Origin of the sequence: Enterobacter cloacae complex sp. 2022EL-00788, from assembly GCF_026627565.1 — a bacterium.
GTDB lineage: Bacteria > Pseudomonadota > Gammaproteobacteria > Enterobacterales > Enterobacteriaceae > Enterobacter > Enterobacter pasteurii.
The window spans coordinates 12,025-38,236 of sequence record NZ_JAPNMC010000022.1 but is presented as its reverse complement, the minus strand read 5'-3'; the positions used below and the strand labels follow the sequence as shown (position 1 = coordinate 38,236).

The following is a 26,212-nucleotide window of genomic DNA, read 5'->3' as shown; positions in this document are numbered from 1 at the left end:
TACCACTTATAATTAACGGAAGTTCTGAATAATGGCTGCGCCAATATCCTTATAGGCTTTAACCGTACTGGTTTGGGCGTTACGGAACAGCGTATATTCCTGCAGCTTCGCCTGATAGTTAGCCAGCACGGCGGGATCGGATGGGTCGGCTTCAAGAGCCGTTTGGGCATCCTGAAGCTGCTTCATCATGTCTGCCGCACCGTTCTCGAATGCGACCGAGACGTCATCAAGAAAATAACCGTTGCTCGTGGGGGTCGGGCTAGGATTTGTATCAGCCATTTATATCTCCTTGCTTTAATGGAAAGTACCAGTGACGAGGGTTTAAAAACAAATAACCATTCGATGAGTCAAGGTAAGATTTATTCTCTAACCAGTTCTCATTGAGGTTTATCGAAAAATTAATGATGTGTGTTCCCCATTGACGATTGAAATCATTTATAAATCGCTGCAACGCCGAAAGAGCATTATCGCTAAGCGCATCGCGAATCACTAAGGCGTAGCCGCTTGACGAGTTTATTTGACGATAATTAATGTGCATGCGGTCTAAGCCCTGGCGTGCATCCTGCAGGAGCTGCTGTTTGCTTTTTATAAATACCTGGATATCAAGCGCAAACGGAATTTTCTGCAGTGCCAATGACGTTAACTTCTCCTGCTGAATGGGAGAAAGATCCTGCCAGAGGATAATCACAGGGTGCTGAGGCTTGGTGTAATCGATCTGCACTACCGGATAGCCTGACTTGATCAGCACTTCGGTTGTGGCTTTCTGGTGCTGAACTAACCATACAGGAACGACGTTATTATTTTCACCTAGCTTGAATAAGGCTTCTTTTACCCACTCCAGGGCCTGATATTTGCTTGCCAGAACATATATTGTACTATTCTCACGGCCTCGATAAATATCGATAGCCGCGGGCGCGCCGGCGAGCGCCGCATTCAGATTTAATACCTGACGATCGTTCTCCAGTTTTTTATACCAGATAACGGCGGCAGTAATGATTAAAATCAGCAGAATGGCAGCACCAACGATCAGCGTATGGTGCTTTTTAGCATTAAACTCAGCAATGGTCTCCTGACCGTTGAATTCTGCATCAACATTGGGGGGGAGCACAAAATTACGGATACTTTCCGGCCACTCATCTTCAGTGCGCTTTAGGGCGAAACGAATATGTTCACGGGTAAATATTTCGTTTTCATTAACGATGGTCGGGAAACTGTTATTCTCATCCTGAACCTCTACCCGAAAGCTGCCCGGGCCTTCTCCGTCTTCTGCTGGGGCCGAGAGGCGTAAAATGAGGTTCGGCGACGGGCGATCGCAAGGTATATAGAGCGTATTATGGGTATACGCTGCGGCATGCTCGCCGCTTGATATCGCTGCGCTGCCAGCGTCATCGATAGCAATGCTCTGATTAATAATAATAAAATAGTCATCTGCTGGCAGATTAAGTTCACAGCCAAACATAGGGCCAAACAGCACCTTCAATGTGTAGCTTTTCTTTGTCTCTGGCACAACAGGCATCGCTTCAGTTATTTCATTCATGTCGCTGTTCATAGAAAAGAGCCATTCAATATAAAAAAACAATCAAACAGATGCTGGCATCCTTACGATTGTATATTTAATCTGCTACCGTTAAATTATTTTGCTACCGGTTTCAATATAAGGGCCAGTTGCTGTCAATAGCCTATTGGATAAATCAAAATATAAATAATGCTTGAATCCATACTGGTATCCCGACTGCATTGCATTACAACAGATGCTTACGGGAAAATGAATATACGTAAGCCAGGAATAATCCGCAACAATTAGTCTTGATCTTTTTTTGAAGTTTTTATAATAAAATTTATTAAAAATTTAATATTATTTTACGCCATTGACCGTGCGGAGTTTTCTGATAAGTTTACGGAAATTCTTAAAACCCGTGCTCGTTCAACTGTTTTTATCTGATTCATTAGTATTGATAGACATACTTACTCATGTAGGGTGCAACGATGATGAATAATCATAAACAACGCCATCTGGAGCAGAAATCTCAGCAGCTCCTGTCTGATGATATTCTCAGAGGGAAAACGCACAAAATTGATTGTAAAGATATCAAGTGTCACTCAGCGATTTTATATGCGCGGCCGGTTAATCAGCATTCTATTATGTCACTGGGCATCGACCAAACGGAGGAAGAGAGCGCAGTGGCATTCGATACTATCCGTCATGCTGTAATGATCGCCACCCTGAGTGAAATACACTTACGTTTTTCTGGGGAATGGATTGTCGAGGTTAAGTCTATGTCTCAGGCGACGACGTTATTTTCTTTCCTCGACTATCAGACGAAATGCCCGGAAGCCAGCGGTGAGGGTATCGAGGGGCAGGAAAACGTTATGCTGCTTACCGCATCTCATCTGGTATTAAGAGTTGAACATGAAAATAAATCGCTGATGGCGTTGCTTATTTCATCGTTATTAGATCCGCAAGACCGACGCCTGGAAAGCCTTTTTGCCTTTGTGCGTAACGTGGAGAGTTACTGGATTGCGCATTTTTTGCTGTCGCAGGTCATGAATGAAGATAAAGAGAGCGAGACGCACAAAATTTATAATGCCAGTCGAATTTATGGTGTTTCAGAGTCCTATTTCAGAAAGCTTTGCCACCACGCCTTTACACGAGGCCCCAAAAAACAGCTGCGCTTATGGCGTGCGGCGAATAGCGCATTGCAGCTGATTGAGAATGACCAGTCCATTGCCACCATTGCGGGTGACAATGGCTACGCATCGTCTTCGCATTTTTCCAGCGAAATAAAGTCGCTATTTGGCATCACCCCCAGGGAGTTTAAAAAATTGGAAGGTTTGCTTCATGAATAAGTTTGTTCGCAAAACGCTGAATAGCAGAGTGCCCTATCTCCTGCTGACGGTAATATCCTGTGTGCCAGCAGGCGCAAATATGCTGAATACTACCTCAGCGCCCGCGACGTCCATTCATTCGACGGCTGAAAATACCTATGTGGCGAGCAACAACAGCGTTCAGCAGCTCTTTTTTGTCGTTGGGGGCGCGCTCCATAAGCCTTTTATCGTTAGCGTCGAGGCGGCGAAAAAACGGGTATCCGGCAATTTTGACCTCAATGACCCTAAATCGGTGCTTGATACCGTGGCCGCCCGTACCGGTCTTATCTGGTATGACGACGGCAGCTCGGTCTACATTTACGACACCAGCGAAATACAAAGCAGTGTCGTGCGCCTGGCCTACGCACCTTATGACAGGCTGGTCGCCTACCTGCAGTCGTCGGGCCTGTACGATCCGCGATTCCCGCTGCGTTCAGACGGACGCTCGGGCTCGTTTTATGTTTCGGGCCCGCCAGTTTACGTCGAGCTTGTCTCCGCCGCGGCAAAATACATTGATGCCACCTATGCGCGGCCGGGAACCGGAGAGACCACAATCCGCGTAATCAAGCTGAAAAATACCTTCGTGAACGACCGTAACTATACCCAGCGGGATGTTCCTATTACCGTGCCAGGCGTAGCGACGGTGCTGAATCAGCTGTTAAACAATACCAGCAGCCGCGAGGGAGGGCGTTCAGCGCCGGCGGGCGCGAATATTACCGTTGATAACGATACGCGTAGCGCGCTGGAAGCCGCGTCTGCGACGCAAAAAGGCAACTTTCCGCCGCTGCCGTCATTTAACGCGCCACCTGCGGCAAGGAGCGGGGCGGTTGACAGGGATATCCCCAGCCAGCAGACGATCAATATCGTGGGGTATTCCGACACGAATAGCCTGCTGATTCAGGGCTCCGAGCGGCAGGTAAGCTTCGTTGAGGATTTGGTGAACGCTATCGACATTCCTAAACAGCAGATCCAGCTCTCTCTGTGGATTATTGATATCTCAAAAGACGATATCAACGAGCTGGGCATTCGCTGGCAGGGCGCGGCGAAGCTGGGCAATACCGGGGTGACGTTCAATACCAGCTCCCTGACGCCGGAAAACAGCCTTCATTTCCTGGCGGACGTCTCTGCGCTGGCGAAAAAAGGAAGCGCGCAGGTGGTGTCTCGCCCAGAGATCCTCACCCAGGAAAACGTTCCGGCACTATTTGATAACAACAGCAGCTTTTACGCGAAGCTGATTGGCGAACGCACTTCGTCGCTGGAGAAGATCACCTACGGCACGATGATAAGCGTGCTGCCGCGTCTGGCTCAACGTCAGCAGGAAATTGAGATGATCCTCAATATTCAGGACGGCGGACTACCGCTGAACGCCGATGGCTCCACGGAAAACATCGACAGCCTGCCGATGGTTAACAATACCCAGATCAGTACCGAGGCGCGCGTTCCGGTCGGCTATAGCCTGCTGGTCGGCGGCTATAGCCGCGATCAGGATGAGTATCATAGCCTCGGGATCCCGCTGCTGCGCGATATCCCGTTTGTGGGCAAGCTGTTTGACTACAGCTATACCAGCCACAAAAAGATGGTGCGCCTGTTCCTGATCCAGCCGGGCCTCCTGACCAGCGGCGAAACCTGGCAGGGACGCACGGAAAATAACCCGGTTCTGGGACGTACCTGGACGGGCAACGAAGTGACTCTGAAATCGACGGTCTCCATGTTGCGCGAAACGATGAAAGATAATTAAGGGCTGCTCTCGTGATTAATATTCGTTCTGTCCCCGGCATAGATTTTAAACGCATCGATACCCCGATGCCGCAGAGTCACTCTGGGACGCTGATGGCGGATGGGGGAGAGGAAGTACAGCCCCTGAACCTGCAGCAGGAGCTGAGCAATGCCGCTGAGGAGATGGCGGACATCCTCAGCGCGTTTGGACGTTTTAGCAAGATGGGGCGAAAAAACGACAGCACGGATAATGATTTTGTCTCCGCCATGCTTGAGGACCAGGCTGATGAGAAGCTGGATACGCTCATTCGTCAGGTGGCAAAACTGCGCGACGTCAATACGCTGATTAATTTTGCCCGCCAGCTTTTCCCTAACGACAGTGATTTGATGCTGGCACTGCGGGAAATGCTGCTGAGCCGCCAGCTGTCAGAGCTTCAGAAAAAGAAAATCAAAGAGGCGATTGCCGATCTGGAGAAGTTCGGCGACAGCAAAAAGATGCAGTCCGGGATAAACGTTGGCCGTCTGGCCAGGCGTTTTAGTCAGGAAAGCGAAGGCAGGCCGCTGTCGGCTAAAGATCTGCGCAACAGCTACCTCAACTTTCTGGAGCTGGATATGCCAGCGGGCTTTATCTACAAAGACTGGGTTGATGTATATGGCTATGAAAACCGCACCCGGCTGCTCGCCTTTACCCTGGCGGCGCTGGTCGCGGATATGAAGGCGAATGAGCCGGGGGTTCACTCTTCGGAGTTCGGCCCGCTGAGCGCTAAGCTATCAGACGCGCGCGTATTAAACACGCTCGATAAGCTACTGAATGAAAACTTTGCGAAGTTTGCGTTTCGCGAGCAAATGCGAAATCAGCATATCCTGGCGGGAGAGGCCGATATTGTCGCGCTGTATATTACGGGCCTGGTAGATACAGATGAATTTAAGAGTGTACTTAAGCGATTCAGTAAAGAGTTTATGTCCATGCTGTTGCTCAAACAGCGGGCGACGGTGATGCAGGCATTACGCAATATTTTTAACCTGACGCCTGAATTTCTCTTTGCAGACTTAATGTATCGCGAAATTGTAATGGACCATTTGTCCATGATATTACGCAAAATGGCTGAAAAAGAGAAAAATACGGGTATCTGGAACGAACACTATAAATAATTGCCGATGTTTATCCATCGCCTCCAACTTAATGCGTAAATAAAATGATTGAAAAATTTATTCTGCAGCTTCGCAGCCGACCAGAGCTCATTATTCTGTCGATAATGGTCATGGTGGTGGTGATGTTGATTATTCCATTGCCAACGTACCTGGTGGACTTTCTTATCGGTCTTAACCTGACCATGGCATTATTGATTTTCATTGGCTCGTTCTATATTACGCGGGTGCTGGAGTTTTCAACATTCCCGTCAATACTGCTGATTACGACCATTTTCCGACTGGCCATATCGATCAGTACCAGCCGTCTGGTGCTGACCGATGCCGATGCCGGTGAGATTATTGCCAGCTTTGGTGAGTTCGTTATTGCCGATAACCTGGTGGTTGGCTTCGTGATCTTCTTCATCGTGACGATCGTGCAGTTTATCGTGATCACCAAGGGGTCGGAGCGTATTGCCGAGGTAGCGGCGCGATTCTCGCTTGACGCGATGCCGGGCAAGCAGATGAGCATTGATGCCGATCTGAAGGCCGGTGTTATCGATGAGAAAGAGGTGAAGCGACGCCGGAGCGACCTTGAGGCAGAAAGCCAGCTGTACGGTGCGCTCGACGGGGCAATGAAGTTCATTAAAGGTGACGCCATTGCCGGGATCATTATTATCTTCGTGAACCTTATCGGCGGTATTTCCGTCGGAGTGCTGCAGCACGGGATGGATCTCTCCCACGCCATGTCGGTCTTTACGCTGTTGACCATCGGCGATGCGCTGGTGGCGCAGATCCCGGCGCTGTTAATCTCGATAAGCGGCGGGCTGATCGTGACCCGCGTGAATAACAGTGAAAACAGCAACCTGGGGGCAAGGATCCTCCAGGATATGTTCTCCAATAAATTTATTCTGCTGGTTACCGCCGTGCTGGCCATTGCGCTTGGTCTGCTGCCGGGATTCCCGCTACCCGTATTTTTGCTGCTTGCGGCGATTTTGTTAGGCATTTATATCAAGGATAAAATTGACGAGAAAAGAGGCAAAAAACCGGCTGCACCGGCAGAAGAAGAGGATGAACAGCCGGTATTGAAAAGCAAGCCGGTGATGATTGATGGTGAATATATTCCTGAAACCATTCCACTGATTATTTCCGCGTGGAAAGGCTATGAAGAGTATTTTAAAGAACACAATCTTTGCTCTTTGCTGAAGCGTAATTTCTTTATTGAGTACGGTGTCCGCCTGCCTGAAGTAGTCATGAACTATGACGAGCACATCGAGCGCGGCAAGCTGACCGTGGCAATTAACGAAATTCGAGTTGCCGCCTACGATATTCTGCCGGGAATGTGCAAGGTGCTGCTGCGCGGAGAAGAGCTGCAGGTTATGGACGGCAGCGTGCAGGCCGTGGAAACCGCCCAGGGCGTCGCCTACTGGATCCCTGAATCACATAGCCAGACTGCGCTGGAGCTTGGATTCTATTCCCGCTCGGCGGTGGATGAATGTTATGCCTGCATATCTACCCTGCTGGTGCACAATATTTCGGAGTTCTTCGGTATTCAGGAAGCCAAAACGCTGCTGGACGACCTGGAAAAGAAATATCCCGAACTTTTAAAGGAGTGCTATCGCAACAATACCGTGCAGCGCATCACCGAAGTATTCCAGCGGCTGCTGCAGGAGCGCATTTCAATTCGCAATATGCGACTGATCCTTGAAGCGCTGGTGCAATGGGCACCGAAGGAAAAAGACCCCATTATGCTGGTTGAGCATGTTCGCGGCGTTTTATCGCGCTATATTTCCAACCGTTTTTCCGCTAATGGACAGATTCGCACGCTGGTAATGTCGCATGATATGGAAGGGCTGGTTCGCGGCGGTATTCGTCAGACTTCCGGCGGTACCTTTATTAATCTGGCTCCGCCAGAAACGGAAAGTATTATTCAGAGTCTTGAAAACTGTATTCGCAGTAATGGCGTAAACGCGCGCGACATAATTTTAATGGTGTCATTAGATATACGTCGTTTTGTGAAGAAAATAATTGAAGGCAGTTATCCAGAAATGGAAGTGCTTTCTTATGGAGACGTCGCTTCCGGTGTGGATGTTGATGTAATTGGTACATTAGAGAAATAACAGAGGTAAGAATGAAATACGATATCGTCGAATTACTGTCCAGATTGCTAAACGATGCAGGCATTAGCGATATTCTGGACAGTGATTTAAATAACCATTCGACAATTTCGCTGACCATGAAAGACGACATCCCAACTATTCATATCCGCGAGGAAAATGATGAAGTTTGGGTATGGGCGAAAGTAATGGAAAATGCGCCCACCAGTCTGGCTTACTGCAGCGCCAGTCTGCTGCCGCTGATGATGAATCACCAGGAAGATTTCTTCCATATTGGCCAGCCTTGTCTGTATCCGGTCGACGGCCACCTGGAACTTCGTGCGCAGGTAAAAGAGAAGCATATGTCCAGTCCTGACGCGTTTCTGCCGATGCTCGACCACTTCCTGACCATCCTGCAGGACTACCGGTCCGTGCTCGTTTAACTCCGGAGGCTAATTCGATGGTTGCGCAATGTCTGGTTCATCTCGCACACCCGCTGCGTATTCAGGGGAATGTTATTGAAGCACATTTACCGGGAACGCGTATTGGGGAGGTCTGTGAGATTCAGAAATCCCTGCTCGAACCGCAGGTTATGGGCTTTGCCCAGGTTATTGGGTTTAACAAAGAACATACGTTATTAAGCCTGCTTAATGACAATCAAGGATTTTCCCGCAGCAATGTGCTCCTACCTACCGGTAAGCCGTTTCGTATCGAGGTTCATGAAAACATTGCCGGGGCCATCATTGACGCAACCGGAACCATCCGTGGGCGGCTGGATGAGACCGTCCAGCCGCCCTTAACGGGCGGCGTAAGCCTTGATGCCTGCGGCGCGCCGCGAGACTTCACCCAGCGTAAACCGATCGCCGACGCGCTGGCGACCGGCGTCCGCGCGATTGACGGGTTGCTGACCTGCGGCCAGGGCCAGCGTATGGGGATTTTCGCCGCTGCGGGCTGCGGCAAAACCTCACTGATGAGCATGATAATCGAACATTCAGAAGCGGATATTTACGTTATCGGCCTGATCGGCGAGCGTGGCCGCGAGGTGACGGAGTTTGTTGAGGAGCTTAAGCGCTCCTCCCGGCGTTCGCAGGTTATCCTGGTTTATGCCACGTCCGATCGATCCTGCGTGGAGCGCTGCAACGCGGCGCAGATCGCCACTACGATAGCTGAATTTTTCAGTGAACAGGGCAAAAACGTTCTGCTGTTCGTGGATTCAATTACCCGCTACGCGCGCGCCTTGCGCGACGTCGCGCTGAGTATGGGCGAGCTGCCGGCGCGAAGAGGGTACCCGGCCTCGGTGTTTGAGGCGCTGCCAAAGCTTCTGGAGCGTCCAGGCCGTTTTCTGAGAGGCTCGATAACCGCGTTTTATACCGTCCTGATTGAAAATGAGGAAGAGTCAGACGTCATCGGCGATGAGGTTAGGTCAATTCTTGATGGCCATATTTACCTCAGCAAAAAGCTGGCGGCCAAGGGGCATTATCCGGCCATCGACGTCATGCAAAGCATCAGCCGCGTCTTTACCCAGGTGACCAGCGAGGATCATCAGGTTCTGGCGACGCGTTTTCGCGAGTACCTCGTGCGCCAGAAGGATATGCAGCTCTATCTCGACCTTGGGGAATATCGCCGCGGTGAGAATACGGAGAATGATGCCGCCTTCGATCGCAAAGACCAGATGGAGGCTTTTCTGCAACAACGGATGACTGAAAAAACGGACATGCAGGCTTGTCTGGAGACGTTATATGGAAGCGTGGCGTAAAGGGCGCGAATTTGTCGGCATGCTCGAGCGCAAGAAGCAGGTGTTACAGCAGGATATCGTTAAAACCGACAATAACTTAGCCCAGGTAATTTTGCAGATACAGCAATATCAGCAGGAGTTTTCGGATATCAATCAACAAATAAAAATGCTTACCCCGGCGGGGGTTATGAGCCGTGCGGATATTTATAAAGGTATAAGGCAGCAGGGCGCGTTACTCACGCACCAGCAGTATGTCTTCCATAAGATAAATCAGCTGGAAAGTGAACAGCAGAAGCTTGAGCAAAATAAAGAACAGCTGCGCGCCTCAATGACCCGGCTGGATAAGAAGCATTACAAACTGAATTATTATTTGCAGCCACTGCGCCGCGATTATATTCGCCGCCGTGATAACGCTGCTGAAAATGAAATCCAGGAGATGGCGGGATATGGTCGAAATAGTTTCTAAGGTTAACGTTAATACCGCGCTTGCTAGCGGCTCCGTTTCGGATGACAGCGTTTTGCTTGAATGGGTGGATAAGAAGAAAAAGCAAAATCGGCTTGATGAACAGCCGTCTTCCGCGGCGCTTACCGCGCAGATGCTGGTACAGGTGCTCAACGGGGCGCTCACCGGCGGCGGGTGGCAGCAAAAGGAGAATAAAGCGGCCAACCCCGCGGCAGTGCCCGAGCCTGTACGGCAGGTGAGCCGCAGCGATGAGGGTCAGCGCCATAAGGTCATGCTGGCGGCTTCCGCCCGGACTGAAGCGACGCTGATTAAGCCGCTAGCCACCGGCGACAGGCCCCTATCCACCGCTGACAGGCCGGTAGCCGCAGCTGACTCGATGAAAGAGAGCGTATCTCCACCTCGCGCATCGATCGCTCCGGTCAGGCAGGCGGATGCCAGGGCAATCTCACAGCCGGTTGCTGTCGAGGCAGCGGGGGGAGAGACGACCGTCATTTCTCAGCCGCTAACCGCACGCGTGACAAAGAGTGAGGACGCGAGCCGTCACTCTGAGAGCAGCCTCCAGCGCAAGGATGAGCTGAACGAGGAGAGACCTATTTTGGCGCCGGGCAAAGCGGTAGATTTCAGAACAAACGTACAGAGCGAACGGCAGGGGCAAACCAAGGCCGTGCCGGCGACCCTGCAGCAGCTAAAGAGCCAGGTGAACGCCGCGACGGCAGCGCCGTCAGCTAAAGAGGCGCAAACGCTCGAAGTGGATTATTCGTTCCAGCGCTGGTCGGGAGACCACTCGGTGAAGGTGACCATTCCCGCTCAGGCCCTGCGGGAGGGCAACATGACGCTACTGCCGTCGGATGCCCGCGCGGCGGATGCGCTGTCGCGCAATCTCGGCGCGCTGGCAGGGCATTCGCCGGAGCTTTTGCAGCCGAGGCAGGAGCGGCACGAACAGCAAAAGCGCGAGCAGCAGCCCCAGCAGGATGAGGAGCAAGAATGAGTTTACGCCACCATTTACGCAAGCGTTGTGAAGAACAGCAGAAGCTGCTGCAGCTGCATAACCGGCTTCCCGGCAGTGAAATTTTACACCCGGCACCGGATGCGCGCTACCTGCCGCTGAGGCTGCGTAATGAGAACGACGACCAGGCGCAGGCCTGGTTTGACGTCGACGCCTGGCTTAGGCAAATGAACCTCCATCTCCCCGCCATTCCTTGGAAGGAGGTGCCGGTGGACTATCTGGCGAGCTGGTTGGCCAGGCTCGGGCTGAATTTTTATTTCGCCGAAACGGTCTGGTCCGTTGAGTCGATTACGCCAGCGGTGGCAGAGCTACCTCACGCTGCGCTGCTGCTGCACGCGGATCCCTGTCCACTGTGGTGCCTGGACTGGCCGGAAGATCCACTTGAGCGATACCACACCCCAGGTATTCCGGCCTGGCTTGTTCCGTACCCGCTGCAGTTCAGCCTGGGATGCAGCCGGCTCAGCCTGTCGCAGCTGATGGACGTAGCCCCAGGCGACCTGTTGCTAATCAAGCGCCCCGAGGCGTATCTGACCGTTGGCGCGCGCCGCATTTATCGAGTGAGCTTTACCCTGAATCAGGAGGTTATTGTGGAAGAACAGTATGTTGAATATGAAGAAGAGTACCGCGATGAGGATGAAACGCTGTACGAGTGGGCCAGCCTGCCGATAGAGATTGAGTTTGTTCTCGACGGCAGCAGAGTGACGCTGGCCGAACTTGAGGATATCCGACCCGGTGCCGCGCTGCCTCTCCCGCAGGATGCGGAAAAAAACATGAAGATTTACCTGAATAAGAAGCTTTTTGCGCGCGGTGAGCTGGTGGCGCTGGAAAATGGCGCGCTTGCCGTTGAAGTGAACCATGTAAACGCTGGGCTTATCGGTAATATGGGCGCATCCGATGTTGAGTAACGATATTTCCCTCATTGCTTTACTGTCGTTCTTTACCCTGCTGCCTTTTATTATTGCGGGGGGCACCTGTTTTATTAAGTTTTCCATAGTCCTGATCATGGTGCGTAATGCGCTGGGGATCCAGCAGGTTCCCTCAACCCTGACGTTAAACGGCGTGGCGCTGATTTTAAGCGCCTTTGTGATGATGCCGGTATGCCAGCGCATCTCCGACTATATCGAATCGAATCATATTGACTTTAACAACAGCGGATCGGTTACGCAGCTGATGGAGCAGGGGCTGGGAAGCTACCGTGACTATCTGGTGCGCTACTCCGACCACGACCTGATCCGTTTCTTCAATAAGGTCCAGCAGCAGCGCAGCGGCGAGCCGGCGCCCGAAGTGGAGGATCATGAGCTGAGCACGCTTTCGCTAATGACGCTGATGCCCGCGTATGCATTAAGCGAAATTCAGAGCGCGTTCAAAATTGCATTTTATCTGTACGTGCCGTTTGTCGTGATTGACATGGTGGTCTCCAGCATACTGCTGGCGCTCGGAATGATGATGATGAGCCCGGTGACGATCTCAATTCCGATAAAACTCATCCTGTTTGTGTCGATGAATGGCTGGGCCTTATTAACGAAAGGACTGATCGCTCAATATGCCGATCTGATGACATCATGAATAACGTTTTATTTATCGGAAATACGGCGCTAATCGTAGTGCTGAAGCTGACCGCGGTACCGATTGCCTTTGCAACCGTGGTCGGCATTATTGTTGGCTTATTCCAGACCATTATGCAAATTCAGGAGCAGACGCTGCCGTTTGGTCTGAAAATGCTGGCGGTCTTCGCCAGTATTTTTATGCTGATTGAATGGTTCTCGGCAGAAATGATGAACTTTGCTAACCAGGCTTTTTATATGGCTTTTCGCTAAAACGGAATCTCTATGCTGTTTGTTGCGTTGTATCTTAATTTTCAGCACAGCGTGCTGACGTTTGTTATGGTGTACGCGCGGCTGGCTATCGTTTTTTATATGCTGCCAGCGCTAGGCGAACGGGTCTTATCCAATCTGGTTATTAAGAATACGATTATTGCGCTGACGATTATCGGGCTGTGGCCAAGTTTCACAACGGTAGTCACGCCGGAGCAGGGCTGGTTTATTATTCTGATAAAAGAGTTTGTCGTTGGATTAATTCTGGCGGTCACGCTGTGTATTCCTTTTTGGATTGTCACTGGTCTGGGTGAAATCCTTGATAACCAGCGAGGAGCCACCATCAGCGACAGTATCGACCCCGTGAACGGCGTACAAAGTTCAATATTGTCCGGCTTTCTCAGCTTTGCTTTTGGTGCGATTTTCTTCGTCAGCGGCGGCATGCTGAAATTAATGGAGGTGATGGTCCAGAGCTACGAGATGCTGCCGAGAGGCAGCTCGCTGGACGGCATACGCTGGGAGTATACGGGAGTGCTGCTTCAGGTGTTAATGCAAAACAGCATCATGCTGGCAGCACCGATCATGCTGGTGATGATGACGGCGGAAATACTGCTGGGCGTATTTGCTCGCTATTGCCCGCAGCTTAACCCCTTTTCGCTGTCGCTAACGGTGAAAAGCACGATTGCCTTTGTCGTTTTTCTGTTTTACGGTTTCCAGGCATTAACCGAGAAACCGCTGCAGCTGTTTTCCATTGCCGACTTCCGTCAGTTTATTTCCTGAGAGAACGCAATGGCTGAAAAAACAGAACAACCGACCAGTAAAAAACGCAAAGATTCGGCAAAAAAAGGGCAGACGTTCAAAAGTAAAGACGTCATTACCACCGTTATTTTGCTGGTGGGGATTTATTTTCTGGCGCATGCCGTGAGCTTCGGCCCCTTCATCTCATTTTATACGCATTTATTGCAGTATCCGACCCGGCCCGGCATGGGCGTGTTCCTCCTGGAGCTCGCCAGGATTTTTTTCACGCTGGCATTGCCCTTTATTACGGTATGTACCCTTGTCGGTTTTGCCGCCACCTTGCTGCAAACAGGATTTACGCTGGCGACCGAAGCCATCAAGCTGAATTTTAAAGCGCTGAACCCCGTGGAGGGGATTAAGAAAATATTCAGCATGCGCACCGTTAAGGAGCTGGTGAAGTCGCTGTGCTATCTGGTGGTGTTCGCCGCCACCTGTAATAGCCTGATTCAGCAGGATCTCCGCCAGGCGTTGACGCTGTATCGCGCCGACATGCCGGGGATGGTTGCCGTGTGGGTGGCCCTGGCGGTGAAGGCGGTGATGGTATTTATCGCCTGGTCCATATTTGTGCTGCTGGCCGATCTCTTAGTGGAGTACTTCCTCCATTTTAAAGATATGAAAATGGATAAACACGAGGTGAAGCAGGAGCACAAGGAGAGCGACGGCAACCCGCAAATCAAAAGCGCGCGGCGCCGTGCGCATCAGGATCTGCTTTCCGGGGAGGAGATGGCGGCGGTACGCAATTCAGAAGTGGTGCTGGCGAACCCGACCCACATTGCCATGGCGGTCTATTTTAACCCCGAAGTCGCGTCGCTGCCCTTTATTGCCCTGCGCTGCACCAACCTGAAGGCGAAGGCCGCGATCGCCTATGCGGAGAAAATTGGCGTGCCGGTGGTACGTAATATTCCGCTGACGCGTCGGCTGTATCATACCTACAGCCAGTACAGCTTCATTTCGCTGGAAGATGAGGTACTGATGGACGTGATGGACGTGCTCATCTGGCTACGCCAGGTCGAAGCAGCAGGCATAGTACCTCTCGATGCGGATCCCGCCCCACCAGAGCCCGACTCTGAGAACAGCCCCCGTCAGTAGTTCCGCCCTGGGGCTGTGCGGTTTTTTTGTATTAACGACCAATGGACAACAGTAAGATGTTTATATCTTCTTGGCTGTCTGTCCATACGTCAAATGCGTGACTTATACGTTGCTTATTAATAAGGGAAGAGACACAGATGGTTGATAAAAATATGCTTGAATTTCTCACCGAGGATGAGGGTTATAAAACGGATGAAGAGTTAGATGTTTATTCTGACCGTTTGCTGGATGCCCTTCAGAATGGCGCGACGATGAAGGATATCCACGATGTATCGAGCGATACTATGCAGGATGTTTATAAACTCGCATATGATTTTTATCACCAGGGCAAGCTGAATGACGCAGAGTCATTGTTCCGTTTTCTCTGTATTTATGACTTTTACAACCCTGAATACGCGATGGGGCTGGCAGCGGTTTATCAGCTGAAAAAAAATTATGCGAAAGCCATTGATTTCTACGCTCTCGCCTATTCCTTGTCGAAGGAAGATTATCGACCGATGTTTTATGCCGGGCAGTGTAATTTAATGCAGCGTCAGGCGGCACAGGCTCGAAAATGTTTTGAAATAGTAATGGAACGCTGTCGCGATCCGTTATTAGTTGAGAAAGCTGCAGCTTATGTTTCCGCGATGAATAAATTAAAGCGCGATCAGCCTAATGAGATGGAGCAGAAAAATGAGTATGAGGAATCGTAATGAATATGCGTGTCGATAGCCAGGATGCCGGGAGTTATCACCAGGTTAGTCTGGAAATAGGAAAAGACGAACTTAAAAAGCAGTCTGAACAGGCCAGGCGTCTGGGCAATGACGGTTACAAAAACCACGCGCAGGCGGGAAGCGTCAAAAGCGCCGTGCAATCTTTACAGCCGGAGCAGCTGCTGGCCGTGCTGAAAAATACCCAGCAGGCACTGGTGGGAAATGGCGGCAAGTCGGCCATTAACGCTCAGGAGATGCCCGTGCTCCAGTTGCCGCAGGGCGGTAATGCAAAGGCCGCGGCAAGCGGAGGCGGCCAGCGCTCCAGCGCGGCTGAGCTGACCGAACTGCTGGGGAAAATTACGCAGCTCACGGCCAATACGTCGCTTGAGAAAATGCTATCTCAGCTGAACAGCTTCAACGCGATGATGTCGGGAGCAACCAGCGCATGGTCTGAAATGGCCGCGATGCTGGAGCAGCAGGGAACCCAGTGGGCCGCCGATTCCGATGCCCTGAAAGCGGCGCAGCAACAGGCCGACGGGCTTTCCAGCGGCGTTGACGCCGCGCAAAAGGCGCTCGACAGCGCGCAGGCAGAACTGGACGCGCTCAAGAATCAGGCCGCCGGGCAGGATCCGGTGTCGGACGATCTGCAAAAGCAAATCGATCGGGCCCAGACGGCAGTCACCAGCGCGCAGCTCGCGCTTACGACGGCTACCGGACTGTATAACGGATTTGTCGAAAAGACGCTGAACCCTGCCAAAACCGCTGAATCGAACTCGCGCATGGCGCTGGAAGCGACGCAAACCAAATCCCAGGCGCTCATTAACACGCTCACGCCGCAGCAGCAAAGCGCCGTAGAGTTTCAGCGCAAAAACAACGATGACCAGTCAAAGAGCCTTAATTTCCTGATGGCGCTTATGTCGCAGCTGATTGCCAAAAGCTCCAGTGACGATCTGCAGGCCACCGCTGAGCTGAAGCAGAAGCTTGCGGAAGCGTCGGCCAAGGACGCTGAAAAAAAGGCCAAAGAGTACGAAGAAGAGGTGCGTAAGGCCGAGGAAATGCAAAAAACGATGGGCTGCATCGGAAAGGTACTCGGATGGCTTATTACCGCCGTGAGCTTTGTTGCCGCCGCGTTCACTGGCGGGGCTTCGCTGGCGCTGGCCGCCGTCGGTCTGGCACTGGCGATCGGTGATGAGATTAATCAGGCGATCACGGGCAACTCTTTTATGGCCGACGCGATGAAGCCGCTGATGGATGCGATCGTCAAGCCGCTGATGGAGCTGATGGGCAAGATGTTTGCCGGGATCCTCGAGGCGATGGGCGTCGATAAAGAGACGGCCGAAATGGTCGGCAAGATCCTGGGCGCTATCGCCGCCGCCGCGGTGCTGGTCGCTGGGGTGATCGTCGCGGGCAGCGCGCTGAGCAAGGTGTTTGGTGTCGTCATGAAGAAGATCGGCCTCGAAGTGGGTGAAGAAGCCAGCAAGACCATGGGCAAAAGCGTGGCCGCCGAAGTGCAGAAAGAGGTAACTCAGGATCTGGCGAAAACCACCCTGCGCACCGCCGCGAAAGAAGTGTCTGAGGAGGTGGCGAAAGAGGTGACCGAACAGGCGACGAAAACCACCATGCAGCGGCTGATGGACAGCGCCTTTGCACAGGCGTTCAAGCGCGTGTTCCAGGGCTTTGGCCGGGCGGCGGGCATGGACGAAGTCAAAATGGGAACAATTTACAACCGTACGCAGATGGCGGTTACCGGCGCGGCGGTGGTGAACACCTCTATTCAGGTTGCTGGCAGCATCGTGGTGGCCGACATGATGGTTGAAGCCTCAAAGACGAAGGCTCAGATGATGAAAGACGCCGCGCTGCAGGAGCTGCTCAACGAGATGATGAATCGTGCCATCGATACCTTCACGCACCGCATGGAGACGGTTAACCAAATTGTGAAAAACATTTCCGCCGTGGCCGACACCCAGCTGAAGGCCGGTAGATATATCACTAAACAGATGAGTTCCGTTGCTGGATAAGCAACATGCATTTTTACAGAACGATTCATAACAGGAGTAATTAATTCAATGACCACATCTATTTCTAATGTATCCGCACGTCCCGTTCAAATTAACTTCACCGAAAGTCAAAAGACGGAAAATGCGAAGCCGGAAACTCGCAGCCCGCAGAACGTGTCCGAGTGGGCCAGCGAAAAGGGCATGCTGTCATCCGTCATGGATATGCAAAGCGCCCGACGCGATGAGGCTCAGGCCGCCGCCGTGGCGCAGCGAAACGGTGGCAATGATGTTAACAGCCAAAGCGCGATGTCAACCGTAACGCTTTCTGCCGCAGGGGAAGGTGATGCGAATAAGTCTGAACGTATGGCGTCCGCTATGCCGAGCATTATGGCGGCGCAGACCAATATTACCCAGCCCAATAATAAAGCGGCAGAAAGCAAAAGCGCTGTTGACACCTCCGGTAATACCACCACCAACGCGGTGGGGCAGACTCGCTCCCAGCCAACGGTTGCCGGCGGAACGGATATTACCGGTGCCGATTCGGTCAAGCCGACCTTCATCAACGTCGTCGGCCCGATGAGTCAGATCGTCCTGAGCAATAAGCTGACCGTTGCGCTGCTGGAAAGTGAAAATACGCAGAATATGTCGGCGGCGAAAGCCTCGAACCGCTTTATCGAATCGACGGCGCGCAGCGCGCAGAAAGGGATTGAAGCAGCCGAGGAGCGTCGTGATGGCGCCATCGTGGGCGGCGTAACCGCTGCGGTTGCACAGGGCGGCATGGCGGTGGCGTCCACTAATGCGCTGCGTAAAGAAAATGCATCGCTGAAAAACAACGTTGCCGTGGCGAAAAATCAGGAATTTGGTGTTACCCAGCAGAAAAATGCCATTGGTAGCGCTGGCGACAACATGGTCATGAAAGGACAGCGCATGGACGGCAAGGTCAAAGAAACCATGAGCAAAACCCAGGGCGAAGAGCAGCTTTCTGCGTCGCAGAAGCATCTCAAACACAATGAAATTCAGAACAACACGCAGAAAGTTCGCGTGGTCACCGAGCTGGGCAACCAGCTGGCGAATACCACCCGCAATATTACCGAAGGGGCATATAACGTTAACGCCGCCGAAATGCAGGGTGAAGCAGATTTAGCCCGCGCCGACGGCAACCAGAACAGCGAACTGGCCAATACGCATAAAGAAGTGGCGAAAAAAGCGGCGGATACTCGCGCGGCGCTTAGCCAGGCTGCTGAAAATGTGCTCAATGCGAACAACAGCGCGGCGTCAACCATCGCCGAGCGCATGCGTTAATTATCGGCTTACTTTCCCGGCGGGAGCTATCCCGCCATTTTTGTAAAGGATACAAAGATATGCTTCCAGTTAGCGGCAGCGCGACTGCGCCCGTTCGCCCTTTAGTAGTTGAAACACCCATGATTTCTGCTTCACAGGTCGCGGAAGTCGGCGTGGGATCAACGTCTGAACTGAATACGGTGTTATTAAAACAGCTCATTTCCGCCTTAACGTCGACGGAAAGTGATAACCAGCTAGAGGATATTCGAAAAGTTTTGCAGCAGCACGGTCTCGAGACCAGTGATGAGGCTTTCCTCAAAAGCAAGCTGCGCGCCGCGCTGGCAGAGATAAAGGCGGCAAATGACAAGGCTGGCACGACAGCCACCGTGGAGGAGATGATCTCCGCCAGGTACCAGCAGGTTGATAAAACGGCAGCCGCACTGGGTACGATTAAAGATGAAATAGCGCAGAACCGAATCAAGGCCAACTTTTCTGAGAACCAGCTCAAAGCGACCATGCAAACCTCACTTCAGGAAATTGCCGAAGCTGAAGAGGCCGCAAAAGCCAGAACTGGTGACAACGAGATTTCCGTTCATACCAGCTACAGCAAGCTCTGGGCGGTGATGGCCGAGGCCATTAAAAATATCAGAACGAACTACGTCGATTTCTATGCTGGCCTGATGCAGAAATATACGGAGATGTATGAGGCCTACAACGAGTATGTACAGAAAGCCAGCGCTGATGCTGTAAAGGCCGGTGAGGATGGTAATAACGTTGATTTCAATAACAATACGATGAAGGGGGGATACGATAAATTTAATAATGCCGTTAACGGTATGGATCTCGGCAGCGTCGCCAACTGGGATAAAATGACCGATGAGCAAAAGGCCAGCATGACGGCCACGCTTGAGCCTGCCTTTAAGGTTGACCAGGGCAGCGGCAAAATAAGCTTCAATCTCGATCAATATAATGGCCGTCCTTATTATCCAAGCGATGGCGGCGGAAAAGTATCGACCTCCAGCTATCAGGCATGGCTGGCTTCCTTTAATGCCATCGGCACCGGGCTGCAAAGTAATATGCAGTCGTTCGCCCAGCGATATACGCAGGCCAACAGCACATTCGATAACCTAAATAAAGTGCTGAGCGGTGCGATAAGTTCAATGGCCGACAGTGCAAAAGACGTGCTTAAAGCACTGGGGTGATTTAACAGGTGAACAGCCATGCCAGTTAATAATGTCTATTCTAATGCTACTATTTCATGCCTGCCGGGGCAGGGTGTTTGTGAAACCGCATCTGCATATTATGCCCGCATTGGCGGTCTTAAATTTAGCGCTGCAATCAGCACCGAAACGCTCGCATGGTCTGATAATGAAGACACGATGAGGAATGAGGTACGCGTTCTTAGCTATTGCATCGGTGCGAAACTGCCGCCAGCAGAGCGTGAGTCCCATAACGTGGTGATGTTTCCGCAGCAGCGTTTACCCGCGCAGTTATTTTCGGCACATACCCAGCCGGAACAAACGTGGCGCGAATCTATCGCGCCCCCTGAAGTTCATCATTATAAAGTCCAGGAATGTGGCTCAAAATCTAAATCATCCTTTCAGCGTTTCTGGCAAGGGTTGCTGCAAAGTATTTTACCCTGCGTCAAATTTCAAAAATAACTCTCTGGGAGAATAACTGAATGCGCGGAATTACCCGAAGTTTCTCACAAATAGAATTAATACGCCCAAACGCGCAAAGCAAAGGGGTGGCAAAAAATGCAATGCAGCAGCACGAGGTACTTGCGAAGCTTAAGCACGTAAATAACACGGCGCGCGAGAATTTTATTACTCAACCTCATGACGAAACGCTTGCTCGTGACGCCCTGCGCTCTGAAATTCAATTAGGCGTTCCGGTCAAACTGCATAATGCCAGCCTGACCTATAACGGGACGCGAGCAAGGGATCTTATCGGATTCATATCTGAACAGGTGAAGGAGCACGGCACGCCGGCGGATAAAGAAAAGCTGGACAGCGTAAGCAACAAGCTGGCGAATCTGGCCGGGCGCGAGAAGGATGAGAAAAAAATCGCCGGTCAGCTTGATGACCTGGTGTCTAAATTTGCCCGGCGCTCAGGTGAAAAGTTCATTAATAACTTTATGGAAACGTACTGCTATCCGGCATGGCTCAAGTATCACGAAAGCCAGGGCATTGACGTAAAGGATAAAGAGACGTTTAACGAACAGCTAAATGCCTGCAGCACCGTTTTAAATAGGCGTCTGGATGTGATGAGCGAGCCGGGTAAGCCATGGGAATTGCTGACTCAGAACATGAGCATGCTGATAGACGAATGCGCGGCCGTCTCAAAGGCGCTGATCAGGCATGACTTCGATGCACCGCCCGCTGATGCTCATCCCGAAAAGCCTGCGACAACGCCGGAAGCGGTAAAAGCCACACCGGATGGCCGGAGATACGATATTCACGGTGGAGCAGATAAGGGCGGCGTAACGCTTCACATTAATAATTCTAACTCGAACCGCAACGGTGACATTTCGAATGCCCCGGTGTATCCGGGTGGAAATCCTGCTGTCGTCGATCCCCACACCAGAAGGCTCGAAATCGTCGAGAAGCTAAACATTAGCCCGAAGGAAAAGTATGAGTTAGCCAGGCGCATCATCGACGGTTGTTATGGTTCACGCGTAATAGATCATATCGAAAGCGTAAGGGTAGGGAATCAAGAAAACGTAACCGAACAGCCTCAGGTCATTCCGCCTTTCGCTCAGCAGAGCGAGGATCGGCCCGTCGATGATAGCGTGAACACGCGCGCTGACGACGTTGATTCCCGGAGGACAGGCGCACGCGCGCAGGATCCGGATGAGCGGAGCCCGGATTCAACCCGGAACGTCTCTACCCGTGCGCCGGAAACAGCGCCGCCAGTGGAAGGGACCCGTACTCGCCCACAGGATGAGCAGCCGTCGGCAGCTGCCACGCGCAGCGTAGCAAATCAAACGGCAGCAACCATTCCTGCCGGTGAAAATAAAACGTCCCAGATCTACACCACTGAGCGAACGCTGAACCAGTGGAGCAGACGTGACCCTGTGAAGGTAAATCACTTTGTGCCGATGAATAAGCCAGTGGAGGCGTTCCCCACCCTGAAGCCGGTGAATGGTCTTCGTCCGGCAGCATCGCCGACGCCCGGACAAACTGCGGCGCAGCCGCCCGTGGACGAATCAATGAGATCGACCAGTGACGTATTGCGCTCCGGAACGACGGTTCGCCAGACGCTACAGGTCACGTCTTCATACTTGCCTGAGCCCAGCGTTGCCGAACTTGTCACCCTGAACGATTTGGGTCAAGAGGAGCCGCCAGTCTCCTCGTCCGTGGACGAAGCGGATGGTCGCATACAGAATGCCGCTCGCCGTGGTGCACGCGAGGCTGGAGATGTGCGTGAAGCAAGGCCGGAAGAGCCGGGCAGCGGGCATCAGACTGCCGCAGCGGATGCGTCAGGCATTCCGTCGCCGCAGGTGAGTGCCGCAAATCCATTTAGCATCGCTGATCGGATCAGGTATTTCGAAGAGGCCCAGAAGATCGGGGCACAGCCAGCGTCTGCCAGAGTATCCCGACCGACCAGCAGCACCGCCCCGGGCCATGTGTACTCCACGATTAGAACGCGCAGCCAGTGGAATTTTGACGTTCCTGAACCAAAATCCTTCGTTCCAAGGAATACCGAGGCGTCGACATCCGGCACCGTGCGCCGTGGCGACGCGACAAAAGGCAGCGTGACGGACACGAACCCGACTGGAGAGTACGGCGATGAGTAATATGGTGGTGGATAACCATGCAGAATCGTTGGTCGCTAACCTTATTTACCAGGTGAACGGCGTGCTGCCTAAGGATATTTCATTACACCATAGCCTTGTGAATGACCTGCTTATGGATTCGATTGAGCTGATCGATCTGCTTATGCGCCTTGAGGAAATTGGCGTCGCGATTCATGAGTCTGAAATAACGAGCGAGCTGACTGTGGGGGATATTGTCACGCACGTGGCGTCAATTCACTGATTTCTTTTTTCACAGTCGCCACTTTCTCCTGGTGGCGACGTTTCACATTAACTAAAGGTATATTTATGGCGACCATGTCAATTAACTCCGGCTTTGAGCCGAGAAAAATAGATCATAGCATTTTACATTCCGTGACGACCGCCGTGAGTGATGGTCTGAGAACGATTAAGCGAGGCTTTCTTTCCTGTCTGGAATGTGTTGCAAATTCGCTGGAAACGATGGGCAGGTCCGTTCAGTCCGGACTGCGGCATGTTGCCTCGGCGATAAGCTCGCTTGTGCCGAATAAGAGTAAGACCGCAGGTAACCCGAAACTGAATAATATCCAACCGGCTGCGGCTGAAGAGCTACGTTTGGCCATGACGGAACGCATGGATAAAAATCCTGATTATATGGTGGGTATGTTCAGAGAAAGCCTCGAGCTGGATAAAATTCGGACGATCAACGCCGCGCTGAAGCAGCCGGGAAAGATGGCGGATGCTATCCGTAGCGGTGATATTTCGGGCACAAACGCGGCGGTTTGCGTCAAGCGCTGGCTGGGTGAAACGGTCGGTGAAAATAAGCTCACGGCGGTAGAAATCGAGAGTCTTAATAAATTCAAAGACGATCCGCAGGCCGTGCAAACGCTGGTCTCCAGCCGGTTTGGCGCTGATGCACAGCGTTACGATGTCTTCTGCTCATTACTTTCCGTTCCTCAGCGATATAAAGAGATTTGCTATGCAGAAGGGGTAGATAATAAGTCGCCCTATAATCTCACCGTACTAACGAACGCGGGATTGCCGCTGCAGATCTTTTCGCCTGAAGCCTATATGCGTGATCCAGCGAAATGCAATGACGCTTTGTTTGTCCTGATGGAGCATTGCTCCAGATAGTCTTTGATTTAATAACACAAGGCGCCGCTGCGTGCGCCTTTTTATGATTCAGCAATTTGAAACGGGCGGACAGGTGCAAATTATTTCTAATGATAACTATTTTATCGGGGGGCTGAAGGTTATCGCAGAAGAGATGCCGGCTGTGAATACCCGCCATCTCGTCATTTTTGATACCGGGTTGCGCTCGGCATATATTTTTGATTCTGGCGAACTGCAAAGGAACAAAATATTCGATCCTTACAGCGCGTTGCTGCACTGCCGCAGTTTTTATTTTAAGCGTGATGTTTCTCTGGAGACATATGCCTTTTATCTGTCTGGCCATCGGGTTAATACTCTGGGGAGACCGCACTTAACCGAGAGAGAGAAATGGGCGATTAGGGTGATGTGCGAAGAAACCGATGCTGATGACAAGGCCAGGTTGCGCCGTATGAACCGAAAAACCTATAGCTCGCATAAGGTAAAGGCTCTTGGTAAGCTTGGCATCAGTAATGCGCTCACGCTTTATTCGCTGCTGCGGGTGTGGAAGGATAACTGGCCCGCCCTTTGCCCGGAGAGCCCGCGGGATGGGGAGCCTTCCCGATACAGGCCTGTAAACGTGGTGGCTAGAGTAGCTAACGTGTAAAAAAAATCCACGCAGTGGCGTGGATTTTATATTTTGGCTTCTATATGAGGCAGCGAAGATCCCCACAAAGCGCCGTTTTATCTTTTAGACGTTAAACAGGAAGTTCATTACGTCGCCATCTTTAACGATATAATCTTTCCCTTCTGCACGCATCTTGCCCGCTTCCTTCGCGCCTTGTTCACCCTTATAGGTGATGAAGTCTTCAAACGCGATGGTCTGCGCACGAATAAAGCCTTTCTCGAAGTCGGTGTGAATTTTACCAGCAGCCTGAGGCGCAGTTGCTCCCACAGGGATGGTCCACGCACGCACTTCCTTCACGCCTGCGGTGAAGTAGGTCTGCAGGTTCAGCAGCTCATAGCCCGCGCGGATCACGCGGTTCAGGCCCGGCTCTTCCAGACCCAGCTCGGCCATGAACTCTTCACGGTCGGCATCGTCCAGCTCGGCGATATCGGATTCAACCGCCGCGCACACGGCAACAACCACAGAACCTTCAGCCGCCGCGATTTCACGCACTTTGTCGAGGTACGGGTTGTTCTCGAAACCGTCTTCGTTAACGTTGGCGATGTACATGGTTGGCTTCAGGGTCAGGAAGCTCAGGTATTTGATCGCCGCTTTGTCTTCGTCAGTCAGGTTTTTCAGCGCGCGCAGCATGCCCGCGTTTTCCAGCTGTGGCAGACATTTTTCCAGCGCAGCCAGCTCCGCTTTCGCGTCTTTATCGCCGCCTTTGGCTTTCTTCTGCACGCGGTGAATGGCGCGTTCGCAGGTGTCGAGGTCAGAAAGCGCCAGCTCGGTATTGATAACGTCGATGTCGTCGGCAGGATCCACTTTGTTGTTAACGTGGATGATGTTGTCGTTCTCGAAGCAGCGCACCACGTGACCGATCGCTTCGGTTTCACGAATGTTGGTCAGGAACTGGTTGCCCAGGCCTTCACCTTTGGATGCGCCTTTTACCAGGCCCGCGATGTCCACGAACTCCATGGTGGTCGGCAGAATGCGCTGCGGCTTCACGATTTCCGCGAGCTGGTCCAGACGCGGGTCGGGCATTGGTACAACGCCGGTGTTCGGTTCAATGGTACAGAACGGGAAGTTCGCCGCTTCGATACCCGCTTTGGTAAGCGCGTTAAACAGGGTGGATTTGCCCACGTTTGGCAGACCGACGATACCGCATTTGAATCCCATTTCTAAATCACCTTAATATCTTGATAATCAATCCGTTAGTGATAACCGATTGAAGAAAAGTAAATAACTACGCCTATTATACACGTAACCCGCACAGCGCGCGGTAAAAAAGCCGCAGGAGGCCGACTATTGCGCTTTAAAAGCGTGTAGTCGGTTTGTGGCTTTCGTTAAGCCGTCCTGTAGCCAAATCTCAGTGCAACGCGCCGCTTCGTCCACCGCTTCGTCAATGAGCTTCTGCTCAGAAACCGGGGGCTTACCCAACACAAAGCCGACAACTTTGTTTTTATCGCCCGGATGGCCAATTCCGACGCGCAAACGGTGGAAATTGGGGTTATTACCCAGCTTGCTGATAATGTCTTTCAGCCCATTGTGGCCACCGTGGCCACCACCCAGCTTAAACTTTGCCACGCCTGGTGGGAGATCCAGTTCGTCGTGGGCTACCAGAATCTCATCCGGATTGATGCGATAGAACGTTGCCATGGCCGCCACGGCTTTGCCGCTCAGATTCATAAAGGTGGTTGGCACCAGCAGCCGCACGTCAGCCCCCGCAAGGTTGATGCGCGAGGTATACCCGTAAAACTTCGGTTCTTCACGCAGGGGAGCGCGCAAACGCTCTGCCAGCAGATCGACATACCAGGCACCGGCATTATGGCGGGTTGCCGCGTACTCTGCGCCCGGGTTGGCGAGGCCGACAATCAGTTTAATCGTCACGTTTTACTTCCTAATGGGTTCCAGATCTGGCGCGTAGTTTACTGTCTGGCGCGCCGCTTGACAAAATTCTGGCTGCCGCATCTTGAAATGCGAATAATTACTCACCTGAAC

General features: G+C 52.0%; 26 protein-coding genes. 22 read left to right on the top strand and 4 right to left on the bottom strand.

The window, feature by feature from the left end:
* Nucleotides 1–12 precede the first annotated feature (12 nt).
* Both OWK27_RS22935 and OWK27_RS22930 read right to left on the bottom strand, forming a co-directional pair.
* Complete coding sequence (locus tag OWK27_RS22935; RefSeq protein WP_126765271.1) at nucleotides 13–279, bottom strand: type III secretion system needle complex protein; 267 nt, start codon at nucleotides 277–279, stop codon at nucleotides 13–15.
* Nucleotides 272–1,549: a PrgH/EprH family type III secretion apparatus protein gene (locus OWK27_RS22930; RefSeq protein ID WP_252003843.1), complete on the bottom strand. Its 1,278-nt coding sequence runs from the start codon at nucleotides 1,547–1,549 to the stop codon at nucleotides 272–274. Before OWK27_RS22930 ends, OWK27_RS22935 begins: the two co-directional genes overlap by 8 nt.
* Before the next feature lie 437 nt (nucleotides 1,550–1,986).
* Here OWK27_RS22930 and OWK27_RS22925 point away from each other — a divergent pair, with 437 nt between their 5' ends.
* From OWK27_RS22925 to OWK27_RS22820, 22 genes are all read left to right on the top strand, one after another.
* On the top strand, nucleotides 1,987–2,847 hold the full coding sequence (locus tag OWK27_RS22925) for a helix-turn-helix domain-containing protein (RefSeq protein WP_252003842.1): 861 nt from the start codon (nucleotides 1,987–1,989) through the stop codon (nucleotides 2,845–2,847).
* Entirely contained in the window at nucleotides 2,840–4,603 is a 1,764-nt protein-coding gene (sctC, locus tag OWK27_RS22920; RefSeq protein WP_324291178.1) for a type III secretion system outer membrane ring subunit SctC, read from the top strand. The genes OWK27_RS22925 and sctC overlap by 8 nt, the downstream gene beginning before the upstream one ends.
* 11 nt (nucleotides 4,604–4,614) lie before the next feature.
* Nucleotides 4,615–5,733: a type III secretion system gatekeeper subunit SctW gene (gene sctW / locus OWK27_RS22915; RefSeq protein WP_148419583.1), complete on the top strand. Its 1,119-nt coding sequence runs from the start codon at nucleotides 4,615–4,617 to the stop codon at nucleotides 5,731–5,733.
* A gap of 44 nt (nucleotides 5,734–5,777) precedes the next feature.
* Nucleotides 5,778–7,829, top strand: a complete 2,052-nt coding sequence (locus OWK27_RS22910; protein WP_252003840.1) for an EscV/YscV/HrcV family type III secretion system export apparatus protein — start codon at nucleotides 5,778–5,780, stop codon at nucleotides 7,827–7,829.
* A gap of 11 nt (nucleotides 7,830–7,840) precedes the next feature.
* Nucleotides 7,841–8,248 (top strand): hypothetical protein, encoded by a 408-nt coding sequence (locus OWK27_RS22905; RefSeq protein ID WP_148419585.1) that lies wholly within the window; start codon nucleotides 7,841–7,843, stop codon nucleotides 8,246–8,248.
* Nucleotides 8,249–8,265: 17 nt separating this feature from the next.
* Nucleotides 8,266–9,561: a type III secretion system ATPase SctN gene (gene sctN / locus OWK27_RS22900; protein ID WP_252003839.1), complete on the top strand. Its 1,296-nt coding sequence runs from the start codon at nucleotides 8,266–8,268 to the stop codon at nucleotides 9,559–9,561.
* Nucleotides 9,545–10,006, top strand: coding sequence for a type III secretion system protein (locus OWK27_RS22895; RefSeq protein WP_267591296.1), 462 nt, complete (start codon nucleotides 9,545–9,547; stop codon nucleotides 10,004–10,006). Before sctN ends, OWK27_RS22895 begins: the two co-directional genes overlap by 17 nt.
* Entirely contained in the window at nucleotides 9,987–10,991 is a 1,005-nt protein-coding gene (locus tag OWK27_RS22890; protein WP_267591295.1) for a hypothetical protein, read from the top strand. Before OWK27_RS22895 ends, OWK27_RS22890 begins: the two co-directional genes overlap by 20 nt.
* Nucleotides 10,988–11,914 (top strand): FliM/FliN family flagellar motor switch protein, encoded by a 927-nt coding sequence (locus OWK27_RS22885; RefSeq protein ID WP_148419589.1) that lies wholly within the window; start codon nucleotides 10,988–10,990, stop codon nucleotides 11,912–11,914. Before OWK27_RS22890 ends, OWK27_RS22885 begins: the two co-directional genes overlap by 4 nt.
* Nucleotides 11,904–12,575: an EscR/YscR/HrcR family type III secretion system export apparatus protein gene (locus OWK27_RS22880; protein WP_148419590.1), complete on the top strand. Its 672-nt coding sequence runs from the start codon at nucleotides 11,904–11,906 to the stop codon at nucleotides 12,573–12,575. The genes OWK27_RS22885 and OWK27_RS22880 overlap by 11 nt, the downstream gene beginning before the upstream one ends.
* On the top strand, nucleotides 12,572–12,826 hold the full coding sequence (sctS, locus tag OWK27_RS22875) for a type III secretion system export apparatus subunit SctS (protein ID WP_044243276.1): 255 nt from the start codon (nucleotides 12,572–12,574) through the stop codon (nucleotides 12,824–12,826). Before OWK27_RS22880 ends, sctS begins: the two co-directional genes overlap by 4 nt.
* A 12-nt stretch (nucleotides 12,827–12,838) precedes the next feature.
* Complete coding sequence (gene sctT / locus OWK27_RS22870; protein ID WP_148419591.1) at nucleotides 12,839–13,603, top strand: type III secretion system export apparatus subunit SctT; 765 nt, start codon at nucleotides 12,839–12,841, stop codon at nucleotides 13,601–13,603.
* Between the two features lie 9 nt (nucleotides 13,604–13,612).
* Nucleotides 13,613–14,710 carry an EscU/YscU/HrcU family type III secretion system export apparatus switch protein gene (locus OWK27_RS22865; RefSeq protein ID WP_242172482.1) on the top strand — a complete coding sequence of 366 codons (1,098 nt, stop codon included), beginning with the start codon at nucleotides 13,613–13,615 and terminating at the stop codon, nucleotides 14,708–14,710.
* 137 nt (nucleotides 14,711–14,847) lie between these two features.
* Entirely contained in the window at nucleotides 14,848–15,402 is a 555-nt protein-coding gene (gene sicA, locus OWK27_RS22860; RefSeq protein WP_148419593.1) for a type III secretion system translocator chaperone SicA, read from the top strand.
* Nucleotides 15,402–17,420, top strand: coding sequence for a type III secretion system translocon subunit SctE (sctE, locus tag OWK27_RS22855; protein ID WP_148419594.1), 2,019 nt, complete (start codon nucleotides 15,402–15,404; stop codon nucleotides 17,418–17,420). The genes sicA and sctE overlap by 1 nt, the downstream gene beginning before the upstream one ends.
* Nucleotides 17,421–17,468: 48 nt before the next feature.
* Complete coding sequence (locus tag OWK27_RS22850; protein WP_242172484.1) at nucleotides 17,469–18,701, top strand: type III secretion system protein; 1,233 nt, start codon at nucleotides 17,469–17,471, stop codon at nucleotides 18,699–18,701.
* A 59-nt stretch (nucleotides 18,702–18,760) separates the two neighbouring features.
* Entirely contained in the window at nucleotides 18,761–19,882 is a 1,122-nt protein-coding gene (locus OWK27_RS22845; RefSeq protein ID WP_267591294.1) for an IpaD/SipD/SspD family type III secretion system needle tip protein, read from the top strand.
* Between the two features lie 18 nt (nucleotides 19,883–19,900).
* Complete coding sequence (locus tag OWK27_RS22840; protein ID WP_242172487.1) at nucleotides 19,901–20,341, top strand: hypothetical protein; 441 nt, start codon at nucleotides 19,901–19,903, stop codon at nucleotides 20,339–20,341.
* A gap of 20 nt (nucleotides 20,342–20,361) precedes the next feature.
* A complete protein-coding gene (locus OWK27_RS22835) occupies nucleotides 20,362–22,479 on the top strand; it encodes a hypothetical protein (protein ID WP_267591293.1) in 2,118 nt (705 codons plus the stop codon).
* Complete coding sequence (locus OWK27_RS22830) at nucleotides 22,472–22,720, top strand: acyl carrier protein (protein ID WP_126765224.1); 249 nt, start codon at nucleotides 22,472–22,474, stop codon at nucleotides 22,718–22,720. Before OWK27_RS22835 ends, OWK27_RS22830 begins: the two co-directional genes overlap by 8 nt.
* 65 nt (nucleotides 22,721–22,785) lie before the next feature.
* A complete protein-coding gene (locus OWK27_RS22825; protein WP_242172490.1) occupies nucleotides 22,786–23,589 on the top strand; it encodes a hypothetical protein in 804 nt (267 codons plus the stop codon).
* Nucleotides 23,590–23,632: 43 nt separating this feature from the next.
* A complete protein-coding gene (locus OWK27_RS22820; RefSeq protein WP_267591292.1) occupies nucleotides 23,633–24,211 on the top strand; it encodes a hypothetical protein in 579 nt (192 codons plus the stop codon).
* 84 nt (nucleotides 24,212–24,295) lie between these two features.
* Here OWK27_RS22820 and ychF read toward each other — a convergent pair whose 3' ends face one another.
* The gene (ychF, locus tag OWK27_RS22815) at nucleotides 24,296–25,390 is read right to left on the bottom strand and encodes a redox-regulated ATPase YchF (RefSeq protein WP_003856650.1); all 1,095 of its coding nucleotides are present in this window, start codon (nucleotides 25,388–25,390) and stop codon (nucleotides 24,296–24,298) included.
* 126 nt (nucleotides 25,391–25,516) lie between these two features.
* Nucleotides 25,517–26,101 (bottom strand): aminoacyl-tRNA hydrolase, encoded by a 585-nt coding sequence (pth, locus tag OWK27_RS22810; RefSeq protein WP_006810922.1) that lies wholly within the window; start codon nucleotides 26,099–26,101, stop codon nucleotides 25,517–25,519.
* Between the last annotated feature and the right edge of the window lie 111 nt (nucleotides 26,102–26,212).

What these genes read in the sequence shown, in the direction of transcription:
- OWK27_RS22895 (WP_267591296.1), top strand. Translation starts at nt 9,545, where the DNA reads ATGGAAGCGTGGCGTAAAGGGCGCGAATTTGTCGGCATGCTCGAGCGC.
- sctS (WP_044243276.1), top strand. Translation starts at nt 12,572, where the DNA reads ATGAATAACGTTTTATTTATCGGAAATACGGCGCTAATCGTAGTGCTG.
- OWK27_RS22910 (WP_252003840.1), top strand. Translation starts at nt 5,778, where the DNA reads ATGATTGAAAAATTTATTCTGCAGCTTCGCAGCCGACCAGAGCTCATT.
- OWK27_RS22825 (WP_242172490.1), top strand. Translation starts at nt 22,786, where the DNA reads ATGGCGACCATGTCAATTAACTCCGGCTTTGAGCCGAGAAAAATAGAT.
- OWK27_RS22935 (WP_126765271.1), bottom strand. Translation starts at nt 279, where the DNA reads ATGGCTGATACAAATCCTAGCCCGACCCCCACGAGCAACGGTTATTTT.
- sctE (WP_148419594.1), top strand. Translation starts at nt 15,402, where the DNA reads ATGAATATGCGTGTCGATAGCCAGGATGCCGGGAGTTATCACCAGGTT.
- OWK27_RS22820 (WP_267591292.1), top strand. Translation starts at nt 23,633, where the DNA reads ATGATTCAGCAATTTGAAACGGGCGGACAGGTGCAAATTATTTCTAAT.
- sctC (WP_324291178.1), top strand. Translation starts at nt 2,840, where the DNA reads ATGAATAAGTTTGTTCGCAAAACGCTGAATAGCAGAGTGCCCTATCTC.
- OWK27_RS22880 (WP_148419590.1), top strand. Translation starts at nt 11,904, where the DNA reads ATGTTGAGTAACGATATTTCCCTCATTGCTTTACTGTCGTTCTTTACC.
- OWK27_RS22930 (WP_252003843.1), bottom strand. Translation starts at nt 1,549, where the DNA reads ATGAACAGCGACATGAATGAAATAACTGAAGCGATGCCTGTTGTGCCA.
- OWK27_RS22845 (WP_267591294.1), top strand. Translation starts at nt 18,761, where the DNA reads ATGCTTCCAGTTAGCGGCAGCGCGACTGCGCCCGTTCGCCCTTTAGTA.
- OWK27_RS22925 (WP_252003842.1), top strand. Translation starts at nt 1,987, where the DNA reads ATGATGAATAATCATAAACAACGCCATCTGGAGCAGAAATCTCAGCAG.
- OWK27_RS22835 (WP_267591293.1), top strand. Translation starts at nt 20,362, where the DNA reads ATGCGCGGAATTACCCGAAGTTTCTCACAAATAGAATTAATACGCCCA.
- ychF (WP_003856650.1), bottom strand. Translation starts at nt 25,390, where the DNA reads ATGGGATTCAAATGCGGTATCGTCGGTCTGCCAAACGTGGGCAAATCC.
- sctN (WP_252003839.1), top strand. Translation starts at nt 8,266, where the DNA reads ATGGTTGCGCAATGTCTGGTTCATCTCGCACACCCGCTGCGTATTCAG.
- OWK27_RS22885 (WP_148419589.1), top strand. Translation starts at nt 10,988, where the DNA reads ATGAGTTTACGCCACCATTTACGCAAGCGTTGTGAAGAACAGCAGAAG.
- sctT (WP_148419591.1), top strand. Translation starts at nt 12,839, where the DNA reads ATGCTGTTTGTTGCGTTGTATCTTAATTTTCAGCACAGCGTGCTGACG.
- OWK27_RS22850 (WP_242172484.1), top strand. Translation starts at nt 17,469, where the DNA reads ATGACCACATCTATTTCTAATGTATCCGCACGTCCCGTTCAAATTAAC.
- sicA (WP_148419593.1), top strand. Translation starts at nt 14,848, where the DNA reads ATGGTTGATAAAAATATGCTTGAATTTCTCACCGAGGATGAGGGTTAT.
- OWK27_RS22890 (WP_267591295.1), top strand. Translation starts at nt 9,987, where the DNA reads ATGGTCGAAATAGTTTCTAAGGTTAACGTTAATACCGCGCTTGCTAGC.
- OWK27_RS22840 (WP_242172487.1), top strand. Translation starts at nt 19,901, where the DNA reads ATGCCAGTTAATAATGTCTATTCTAATGCTACTATTTCATGCCTGCCG.
- OWK27_RS22905 (WP_148419585.1), top strand. Translation starts at nt 7,841, where the DNA reads ATGAAATACGATATCGTCGAATTACTGTCCAGATTGCTAAACGATGCA.
- OWK27_RS22830 (WP_126765224.1), top strand. Translation starts at nt 22,472, where the DNA reads ATGAGTAATATGGTGGTGGATAACCATGCAGAATCGTTGGTCGCTAAC.
- OWK27_RS22865 (WP_242172482.1), top strand. Translation starts at nt 13,613, where the DNA reads ATGGCTGAAAAAACAGAACAACCGACCAGTAAAAAACGCAAAGATTCG.